The sequence below is a fragment of the Ruegeria sp. YKSD179 genome, from assembly GCF_059612885.1.
In genome coordinates this window covers 264,866-275,544 of sequence record NZ_JBXWRL010000003.1, presented here as the reverse complement: position 1 = coordinate 275,544, position 10,679 = coordinate 264,866, and the positions used below count along the sequence as shown (strand labels likewise).

Below are 10,679 nucleotides of genomic sequence, written 5' to 3'. Positions count from 1 at the left end.
TCGCAGATAACCTGTCCAATGAATGCGGGCTTGTGCAGCAGGGCTGAGCGGCAAGCCGATGGTCGGATCGTAGACAGAGCGAAGCCCGTACACCCAGATTTCGTCGTAATACCTTTCGGTCGCGATTAGCGCCTCTTTCCGCTCCCATTCAGCGGCCAAAACTTCGGGTTCGTCCAGAACATCACGAAGCCCTAACACCAGCCGTGTGCTGCACGAGTTTTCCAGATATTCAAGCGTCGGCAGCAATTCACCGCGGAAGCCGGTGGGTTCTTTGTCAACGATCAGCACGTCAGGATCAAAATGCTGGACGGCCGTCTTGATAAGATTCGATCGTAACTCGGTCACTTCATCTATGCCCATACCAATGGTCTGCGACGCATATGATCCGTCGGCTCTTTTGGTGACTCCGGGCAATCGCACGTGATCGACACGTTGCGGAAAGGTGAAGCGACCGGCAACTGGCGAACCGGTCAGAATCAGAGCCGATGCGCTGGGATCTGCCTGTGTCAACGCAGAAGCCAAAGCGCGAGAGCGCCGTAAATGGCCCAGACCGAACGTATCGTGACTGTAAAATAGGATGCGCGGTGCGCGGCCTTTATTTTCGTTTGTTTTGCCTAGGCTCATGCCTTTGCCTGCTTCAGGTTTCGATGCAACTCCGCGCGTTTGCACCCTTTATCGTACATCTTCTGCCGCCACTTGCAAAAGAGGCAAATCGCCACTTGTCAATACGCCAGACACTTCGAGTAGGAAAATGCGATCCTTTTGTTTGTCTGACCTATTTATCCGTCGTAGCGCAACATATGACCCCTGCACTCGGCAAGAGCCGGCCACTAATGCACTTTATTGGCGGTCATATTCAAATTTCATTGGCTTGAAAACCGTTTATGCCAAGCATAGCGTTCGGAACACGGACAAAACACGAATTCGGGAAGCCTTAGCACAAGGTTTGAACCACACCGAAAGCTTATGTACTCTATCCGTCAACTTTGAACTGGATGAAAAAACTATGAAACTGAAACTCTTGGCCGCGTTGGTCTGGGTACTTTGGTCCGTAACAATGGGTCTGCCCACCGAGGCCACAGCGCAGAGTTCTTTGATCCCAGGCTATACTTCTGGAACGAGTGAGGATGCAGCGCCTGAAGGTGATTTGGCCGGAGCGATCCGAGCCGCAACAGAAGCAGGTGCCAGCGTAATAGTTATCGACAGTACGGGACAAGTTGTTTCGGCGACTGGAAATAGTAAACCCGGCGATGAAACATCGTCCGACCCCATGGCGGCCGGTTCGCAGTTGATGAAGGCGCAAGAGCGGTTCTCGAAATTCCGTGCGGCTTTGGAGTCCCGGCTTGAGGCGCTGCCTTACTCGATATTCGAGGTGCAATACATCCTGCGCAACACGAGCCCGGATGGCCGTATCCAGTTCTACGTCGAGCTTTTGGGCTGGAACATTCTGTTCCTGCTGGTGGGGCGCTGGCTGTCCATCGAAATTTACGGCAAGCGAATTGCCCGTCGCTATGTTGTGTCGCGGATTAAGGAAAACCCGATCGGCTATCGCGAGAAAATGCCCTTTCTGGTGATGCGTTTTTTAACAGGGATCGGGGCGACAATTTTTGCCATGCTCTTTGCCCTTGTGGCTGGTTTTCTGGTTTTTGGCAGAACCGAAGATATTTCGGTTCAGTTTACGGTTACAGCCATTTTTACGGCATATTTTCTGTCGCGCACGGTTTCAGATCTGTGGCGAATGGTATTGTCACCTTATCTAAGCCAGTATCGTTTGCCACCATTCTCGGACCGGCACGCAAAGAGGCTTTATTTTTGGGCTTCGGGCTTGGCTACTTTTGACATCATCGTGGTGATGTTTTCCACCTGGGTGGCGGATTTCGGGCTGAACTATAATGTTTATGCAATGGTATATGGCATCCTGACATTGGTGGGTGCCTTTGGGAACATCCTTATGATCCTGTTCAACGCCCGCGCCATTTCTCATGCAATACGAGGTGGGCGAGCTGCAGACCAGGTTTCTTGGTTACTGCGGTTTGTGTCTTTTGCCTGGGCACCTGCTTTGATTGTCTATATTGTGTTCAGCTGGTTCAGACTTGCGGTGGATCTGGCGCTGGAAAATCCGATTCCGCTACCGTTAATCGCCAGCACATATCTGATCTTTATGTCCGTGGTCATAGCTTATGGGGCAATGAACTATCTGCTGGAAAGGTACTTCGATCGTTCCCGTATGATCGAAGAGTTGAACTCCGAAACTCCCGAAGGTGAAAGCGAAGTTCTCGAAACTGAAGAAGCTGAATTGCGAAAGCACTATCTTCTGACCTACGAAGACCTTGCCCGGCGTGTGGCAGGAATCCTTGCCTTTGTAGTAGGCGCGTATGCACTGGTGGTGATCTGGTACCCGGATGCCGATTGGAGCCAAGACCTGCCGATCGAACGGGCTCTGGATGTGATGGTGATCCTGTTTATAGGTTATATCCTTTTTCACTTTTTCCGTATTTGGATCGACACAAAAATCGCAGAAGAGTCCGATGACGGCGGTGTCGAAGCAGAGCTGGGCGACGAAGGCGGTGAAGGCGGACAGAGCCGACTGGCCACGCTGCTTCCACTGTTCCGTGGGGCCATTCTGGCGGTTGTTGTCGTCACAATCGCGCTGATCATCCTGATGGAACTAGGCATCAACGTCAGCCCATTGTTTGCAGGTGCAGGTGTGGTCGGTTTAGCCGTGGGTTTCGGTTCGCAAACGCTGGTGCGTGATATCTTTTCGGGTGCGTTTTTCTTGATGGATGATGCTTTCCGCAAAGGAGAATATATTGATATCGGCGACGTAAAAGGCACGGTCGAGAAGATTTCGGTGCGATCGTTTCAGTTGCGCCACCATTTGGGAGCGCTCAACACCATTCCTTTCGGCGAAATCAAAGTGCTGACGAATTACTCTCGCGACTGGGTTATTATGAAGTTGCCGCTGCGCGTGACCTATGACACTGACGTGGAAAAGGTTCGAAAGCTGATTAAGAAGCTTGGTCAAGAGTTGTTGAGCGACCCCGTAATCGGAGAAAACTTTATCCAGCCATTGAAATCGCAGGGTGTGATTGAAATGCAGGATTCAGCCATGATTATCCGCGTAAAATTCATGACCAAACCCGGCGATCAGTGGTTGGTGAGGAAAAAAGTCTACCAGGAAATTCGCGAACTCTTTGCACGGGAAGGTATCCGGTTCGCCCACCGCGAGGTAACGGTTCGACTGGCTGATGAAAAGGAAGCTCAGGATTTGTCACCCAAGCAGCGCGAGGTAGTGACTGGTGCGGTGCAGGCCGCCATCGATGAAGATTACCTTGATGACATTGGCCCTGGTGGAGATGATCGCTAGGGAGTGTCCAAGACGCCTTGGCATACTTCGTCAATAAAGCTTTTGCTGTTTTGGTGTTTCGGGATTACTTGGCCCAGCGCAAAATTCAATCGCCGAGTGAAGCCCATTCCGGGGCAGAAGTGCCCAGCCGACCAGCGGGCAGATTCCAACGCATGTTTGCGGGTCCAACGGTTAAAGCGGGCTTTAGGCGGTGACCGGGCCCCCATCCTGTATCTTCCGGCGTTTGAGAGTAATCCTCAATTGAAGCGGTGGTAATGTTTCCCTCAGTGCCGGTCTTGGCTAAGCTGGCCAACAGTTCGGCAGTCCTAGCCAAGGAAAGGCGTGCTGTCATGACTGTGTGTCCAGACGCAGCTTCGGCCATTGCGGACAGCGCTGCCGCCGCCATCAAATAGCCCGTCGCATGATCCAATGCCTGCACTGGTAGCGGAGTAGGTTTATCAGCGTTAGCCCATTCCATTCCGGCGTGCGCAATGCCTGAGCTCATTTGCACCAAACTGTCAAAGCCGCGTCTGTTGGCCCAAGGTCCCTGCCAACCGTAAGCATCCAGAGTAACTTCGATTCTGTTCGGAGCCAAACCGTCACGTGCGGTTTTAGTCAGGCCGAGCGAATCCAGGGCGCCGGGGCGATAACCGTGAATAAATACATCTGCTTGGGCAAGAAGCTCTCTCAGGCGATCCAGCCCTGATTGCGATTTCAAATCCAGATAGGCACAACGTTTACCCAAAGAAACACCTGTTATGACCCCCGGTTCGTCCCAGCCAGGTGGATCAATACGCAAAACATCTGCTCCGAAACCGGCAAGTGTTCGGGTCGACACAGGCCCGGCCAAAATGCGTGTCATGTCCAAAACCCTTAACCCAGCCAAGGGTCGGCTTACGGATGCTTGTGGTCGATCACGAAGCTTGACGCCTCTTGGAGACTGCCAGCCTATGAGCGGGTCGCGAGAAATTGCCCGGCCCTGAGGATGGTCCTGCCACTCAGCCCGGCTTCGCATGGCGGCGGCGACGCCACCTTCGGCAACGATCGCGCTTTCAAGATCGGCAACGGTCCATCGGCGAATAGCCCTAGCCACAGATTCCCGATCTACTTCGGCTTTTAGAACCCCCAGCGCGGCCGCCCTGTGGTGAGGAAGGTTGGTGTGCAATCTGATCCAGCCGTCCGCTGCACGGTAATCCCCGGCAACGGCGTCCCACAAGCTTGGCATCTGCCAGCCGTCAGGTTTAAAGGATTCGCCGAACCATAGCGAGGCAAGACGATGGTCAACTGACACCGACTGACTATTCGCGGTCAGGTTTGTTACTGTCATCAGACGGGAAAGTTCTTGCCCCACAGCGGCGTAACTCAATGTCGCCAGCTCTGAAACAGCAAAGGCGCTGGGCAGGTCGCCTGTGCCCGCAGACTCAAAAGTACCGGGGGCCGGGAGAGAGGCAAGAAGGCTCATTGTTGGTACGGATCCAAACTGTCGCGCAGGCCGTCACCAAGGAAGTTGAATGCCAAAACAACAACGATGATTGGCAACATTGGGATTGCAGTCCAAGGGTAAATTTCGATCGACGCTAGGTTCTGCGCGTCGTTCAGCATCACACCCCAACTTACTGCTGGGGCACGCAGACCGAGGCCAAGAAAACTGAGTGCCGTTTCACCTAGGATCATCGCGGGGATAGAAAGCGTGGCCGAGGCGATAAGATGAGACATGAAATTCGGCAGCAAATGTTTTCGGATCACCCGACCCGAACTTGCCCCCATCATCTCGGCGGCACGTACGTATTCTTCTTCTCGCAGCGACAGAAACTTGGCACGAACGGATCGGGCGAGCCCAGGCCAGTCGAGGATGCCCAGAATAATCGATATTATGAAGAACACCGCCACAGGACTCCAGTTCGATGGAACAGCAGCGGATAAAGCGAGCCACAAAGGTAATTCGGGCAATGAGCGGAGGATTTCAATAACACGGTTGATAACCCAGTCGATCTTGCCACCAAAATACCCAGCCATAGATCCGAAAAGAATGCCTAGAAAGAACGACACCGAAATTCCGATTAGGCCAACTGTCAACGATAGCTGAGCGCCGTATAAAATTCGGCTAAATACATCACGACCAAGGCGATCTGATCCCCAAAGGAACAAAGTCGCACCTTCAGGCGCACAGAAAAGATGGGTGTCCGTCTTGATCAGCCCTGCTAGTTTGTATTCCGATCCTTCGCAAAAAAACCGAACTGGGCGTGGATCTTCGGTATCAGGAACAAACTTCCATTGAAAAGTTTCAAGATCAGCCTCGGCTACAATGGGATAAACAAATGGGCCTACAAATTCCCCTTCGTGGAACCAGTTGACGGATTGCGGCGGTGCATAAAGATGTTCCCCGTTTCGGTCATTAGGCCCATAGGGTGCAATGAACCCTGCAAAGGGCAACATCAGATAGCAAAACAACAGGAATATGCCTGAGATCAAGCCAAGTTTGTGGGTTTTAAACTTCCGCCAAACCAGAACCCAGTTCGGGGCATCAAGATCCGCGCGCTCCAATTGCTGTATGGATGCGTTTGGGTCGAACGGGGCATCGTCTACGAAACGGTCGTCTGGTCTGTCGGTCATGCTTCACGCCCCTCATATCGAATGCGTGGGTCCAGCATGACAAGAAGAATATCCGATATCATGGTGCCAATAAGTGTTAGCAGTGCCACGAACATCAGAATAAAGGCTGATAAGAATTGGTCTTGCGTCTTTAGAGCCGTCAATAGGGTCGGACCAATGGTCTGAAGACCAAGGACAACCGAAACCAGAACCGAACCTGAGACCATTGACGGCAAGAGGTTGCCGATGTCCGCGACGAATGGGTTGAAGGCCACACGCAGTGGGTACTTTGTAAGCATCCGCGACGGGGACATGCCCTTTGCAATAGCAGTTTCCACATAAGGCTTACCGAGTTCGTCCAACATGTTTGCCCGCAGGCGTTGCATCATTGCCGACGCGCCAGAAGTGCCAATTACAAATGTCGGGACGATCAAGTGAACCAGAATGGATTTCAGCTTATCCCAACTCATCGGTTGGCCTTCGTATATTGGATCCATCAAGCCACCGATTGGTAGGTTGAAATACCGGTGCCCGTAATAGAACAAGATAAGAGCCAACAAAAAGTTGGGTGTTGCCAGTCCAAGATACCCCACGAAAGCAGAGGTATAATCGATCCACGTTCTGGACCGAGCAGCGGCCAAGACACCAAGAGGAAGCGCAACAGCGTATACAAACAGGATCGCTGCCAGATTAACCACCACGGTTAGCCAAAGCGTGTCGCCTACAATCTCGGACACGGGCCTGTCAAACTCAAACGACCAACCGTAATTTCCCTGCAATAAGCCTTCGAAACCATGCGGTCCCGGCCAGAAACCCATCCAGATCAAATATTGCTCCCACATTGGACGGTCCAGAGCATATTCCTTTCTTAGGAACTCTGCCTTAGCCACACCGGCAGACTGGCCCGAGGCCTGCAATTCCGCGATCTGATTGCTGAGGTAGTCGCCTGGTGGAAGGTTGATAATTACGAAAATCAGGACCGAGACCACCAACAGCGTCAGCAGCATCGTGAAAAAGCGATACACTGCGTAGCGCAGCATGACCATATGGCTGCTCCTGACTCAGTCGGCGAAGAAGAATTCGTCTGGGCGGTGGATGCCAAAATGCGCACCCGGCTCCCACGCCCACATGGCTTGCTCGGGTACGTTGCGCAGTCGGTTCGAAACGACTATGGGCTGCGGAGCCCCATTTAAGATGCCGATCGCGTACAACTGATCTGCGTGAATATCCAGCATTTCACGCCAAGCGGCCGTGCGTTCTTCGTCTGTCGCCGCAATTTCCCAATCGTGTGCAAGTGTCATCAAACGCTCAGCTTCGGGCAAATCTGGCGGTTCACCGGCATCGCCACCTGTTTGGTAGAATTGCCCCCATTTCGGCCAAGCAAGAAAGACTTGATCGGTCGGTGCCAAGTATGCAGGAGACGTGTGCACCTGTGGAATACCATCGTCCCATCCAAACCAGACCGATGCCATCGTATTGCCTGAAAAAACCCGGTTTCGCAGAATGTCCCGATCCAGCGGGCGCATGACAAGTTTGACCCCGACGTCTCGCCAGTTGTCGGTAACAATCTGCAAGGCGTTTTCTACCTCTTGCCGTTCCCCGGCCGTTTCGATCACCAGCTCCATTGGGCGACCATCAGGCAGTTTCCGAATGCCGTTGCCGTCGCGCTGGTCCAATCCAGCCTCATCCAACAGAGCGTTGGCTTGCTCGGGGTCAAACTGGGCCCATGACTGTGCGTTTTCCTCGCTATAGAAAGGCGAGGCTGGCAGAACTGACATCGCCCCGGGTTTGGCCAGTTTGAAATAGAGAGCTTGATTGATTGTCTCCCTGTCAATTGCCAGAGATAGAGCTCGCCTTACGCGGACATCGCGCAGCACATCGCGCCATGCATCGTCTGAGAAATTCAGGTTCGGATATATAGCGATCTGAGAAGCCACCCCGGTTTTCCACAGTAGGGTAGTGTAACCGCCCTCTGCCTCGCCTTTCTTAAGGATCGAGGCATCTCGGAATGCGAGACCGCGCCCCTGCAAGTCCGATTCGCCGGCGTTTGTTTTGGCAGCCACCAGTCCGGGGGCGACAATCTCCATTTCAACCACGTCGATATACGGCAGTTGCACACCATTCGTATCGATCCTGTGATAATAGGGATTTCGTACAAAGTTGTGCCGGATTTTCTTTCCCGAGCTTGCATTCAGCCATGGCTGCAAAGTCGGTAGTTCGTGATTGTCGAATTTGTAGAGGTTATCCAGCTTGTTGTGCAAAGCCGCCCAGCTTTTTACGCGCGCGTCATCAACAGCAAAAGCCAACTCCTCACTATCAGCGAATTTCTCATGGTATTTTTTCAGGAATTCCGAAGGTCGATAAATAAACGGTGGGCGAGCTTGGGCTAAAGACTGCAAGAAACTCGGGTTGGGGTTTTCCCACTCATAGACAATAGTTCTTTCGTCGGGGAAACTCACCGTCGGAGACTGACCTTCGACAAGCAGAAAATCTGGTGGGCCAGAAGGACTGAGCAGTTCGTTGTTCGCAACGTCCTCCCACCAATAGCGGAAATCTTCCGACGTGAATGGTGAGCCGTCAGACCATTTATGCCCTTCGCGCAACTTGAGTGTAAATTTGCGGTTATCTTCGTTTTCGAACGATGCAAGAATATCGGGAACCAGTTCGTAGTTGTTGTCAAAACCTACTAGGCGGGCATAGCCGTAAACGACCATCTGGCGAATGTCTTTGGATCGCGTGACCATAGTACGCAATGTGCCGCCCGGCGTGCCCAGTTCGCGCCCTTTCTTGGTGAGGTCCACTACTAGTGGTTCGGAAGGAATGCGATCCTGAACCGGCGGCAGGTCGCCACTGTCGACTTCGGATTTCCAGAACGCGCTTTCCTGCAATTCCGAATTGGAAAATGCGTTCGTGGGCAGCATACCCAGCAAGGTCAGCGAAGCGACAAAAAACGTATCACGGGTAGTCTTAAACATGGCAACGTACCTTATGGCCAGGCTCCATCTCTATTAGTGAGGGTATCATGGAGTCGGAGAAACGGAAGGCATCTTCCCAACTGTCGGGCGAACCCGCGCCTAAAGCAACCAGTTTAAGGTCGATCGGCCTGTTTATGTCAGGTTCTGGTTGCGCTGCGATCAGCGCTTTGGTGTAGGGATGCCGGGGGTTATAAAACAAAGTTTCTGGTGGGGCCTGTTCCACGACCAGCCCCTGCCGCATAACAGCTACTTCGTCGGCAATGCGTGCCACGACAGCTAGATCGTGCGAGATGAACAAATACGACAGGTTCAAGCTGTCCTGCAGATGTTCCAAGAGCGTGAGGATTTGTTCTTGAACAGAAACGTCGAGCGCCGAAGTCGGCTCGTCGCAGACGATCAAGGCAGGGTCCAACATCATTGCTCGGGCAATCGAAAGACGTTGGCGTTGGCCGCCTGAGAATGCATGGGGATAGCGTTTCAGCATGTCTGCATTCAACCCAACCCGCGTGAGCATTTCTGCAGCTTTGTCTTTTTGTTCTGCCACAGTACCCAATTTATGGATCTCAAGCGGTTCAGTCATGGCATCCTGGATACGCATTCGCGGGCTGAGCGAACTATAGGGATCTTGAAAGACCATTTGTGCCTTGCGCTGGAACGCATTGCGTTCTGCTCGCGACATCTGATTTACCGTTATTGGGTTGGCCTCTTCAGATGAACGGAACAGGACCTGTCCGCCGGGGTCGGGAAGTTCCGCCCCCAAAGCGATTCGCGCAGCAGTCGTCTTGCCCGAGCCGCTTTCGCCTACGATAGCCAGAGTTTTGCCACGCGCCAGTTTCAAATCTACGCCCCGGCAAGCATGGATAAGCTTATCGGCCTTCCATGCTTTGCTGGAACGCATGGTATAAGTCTTTGACACATCGATCATTTCGAGGATCAGATCCTCGCTTGGCATCGGCAGGCCCACGGCGTCTTGTTCCGGGATAGCCGGAGCGGCGTCAAAAAGCTGTTTTGTATAGGGGTGAGCAGGGGCACTGAGTATGGGGCCGGCGGAGCCTGACTCCATAACGCGGCCCTTGTGCATGACCACTACTTGCTCTGCCATATTTGCGACAACTCCCAGATCATGCGTTACAAGGATCAAGGCCATGCCAGTTTCACGCTGCAGTTCTTTTATTAGGCCAAGAACTTGTGCCTGAGTGGTCACGTCCAGCGCTGTAGTCGGCTCGTCCGCAATCAGGAGTTCAGGTTTTGACACCATGGCCATCGCGATCATCGCGCGTTGACGCATTCCGCCAGACAATTCAAATGGGTAAGAATTATAGGCCCGTTCCGGGTCGGGGAAACCGACCCGTTCGAATTGGGTCAGCACTTTTTTGCGGGCTTCCGCTTCTGATGTTCTGTGATGCAGCCACAAAACCTCGCTGACTTGATTGCCTATCTTGTGTAGCGGGGATAGCGACCGCATGGGTTCTTGAAAAATCATAGAAACCCGGTCGCCTCGGATGTCGCGCATTTGACGTTCGCTGGCGGCGATAAGATCAGCAGTTCCTTTTGAATAGTTCAGGGTGATGGAACCGCTGCGTATCTGCGCCGTGCGTGGCAAAATGCGCAGCGCAGCCCGGCACGATATTGTCTTTCCGGATCCGGATTCACCCACAAGAGCAAGCGTTTGACCAGGCTCGACTTCAAAGCTGACGTTTTGGACCACGGACGGACCCGCGCCAAACCCGATGCTAAGATCCTGTACGGACAGCAACGCGGTCATT

At 53.0% G+C, this 10,679-nt stretch carries 7 protein-coding genes; 1 reads left to right on the top strand and 6 read right to left on the bottom strand.

Features of this window, described 5'->3' with window-relative positions; genetic code table 11:
- A partial coding sequence (locus AC2FNE_RS03125) for a glycosyltransferase family protein (protein WP_496804755.1) occupies positions 1 to 624 on the bottom strand: 624 nt, incomplete at its 3' end.
- A 382-nt stretch (positions 625 to 1,006) separates the two neighbouring features.
- Here AC2FNE_RS03125 and AC2FNE_RS03120 point away from each other — a divergent pair.
- On the top strand, positions 1,007 to 3,367 hold the full coding sequence (locus AC2FNE_RS03120; protein ID WP_170604537.1) for a mechanosensitive ion channel domain-containing protein: 2,361 nt from the start codon (positions 1,007 to 1,009) through the stop codon (positions 3,365 to 3,367).
- A gap of 85 nt (positions 3,368 to 3,452) precedes the next feature.
- On the opposite strand, the gene AC2FNE_RS03115 is transcribed toward AC2FNE_RS03120, so the two are convergent.
- Genes AC2FNE_RS03115 through AC2FNE_RS03095 form a run of 5 tightly spaced genes read right to left on the bottom strand, consistent with a single transcriptional unit; the run spans position 3,453 to position 10,678 of the window.
- Positions 3,453 to 4,808 (bottom strand): CoA transferase, encoded by a 1,356-nt coding sequence (locus AC2FNE_RS03115; RefSeq protein ID WP_170604539.1) that lies wholly within the window; start codon positions 4,806 to 4,808, stop codon positions 3,453 to 3,455.
- Positions 4,805 to 5,959: an ABC transporter permease gene (locus AC2FNE_RS03110; protein ID WP_170604541.1), complete on the bottom strand. Its 1,155-nt coding sequence runs from the start codon at positions 5,957 to 5,959 to the stop codon at positions 4,805 to 4,807. The genes AC2FNE_RS03115 and AC2FNE_RS03110 overlap by 4 nt, the downstream gene beginning before the upstream one ends.
- Positions 5,956 to 6,984, bottom strand: coding sequence for an ABC transporter permease (locus AC2FNE_RS03105; RefSeq protein WP_170604543.1), 1,029 nt, complete (start codon positions 6,982 to 6,984; stop codon positions 5,956 to 5,958). The genes AC2FNE_RS03110 and AC2FNE_RS03105 overlap by 4 nt, the downstream gene beginning before the upstream one ends.
- A gap of 15 nt (positions 6,985 to 6,999) precedes the next feature.
- On the bottom strand, positions 7,000 to 8,913 hold the full coding sequence (locus AC2FNE_RS03100) for an ABC transporter substrate-binding protein (RefSeq protein WP_496804754.1): 1,914 nt from the start codon (positions 8,911 to 8,913) through the stop codon (positions 7,000 to 7,002).
- A complete protein-coding gene (locus AC2FNE_RS03095; protein ID WP_496804753.1) occupies positions 8,906 to 10,678 on the bottom strand; it encodes an ABC transporter ATP-binding protein in 1,773 nt (590 codons plus the stop codon). The genes AC2FNE_RS03100 and AC2FNE_RS03095 overlap by 8 nt, the downstream gene beginning before the upstream one ends.
- Position 10,679 lies beyond the last annotated feature (1 nt).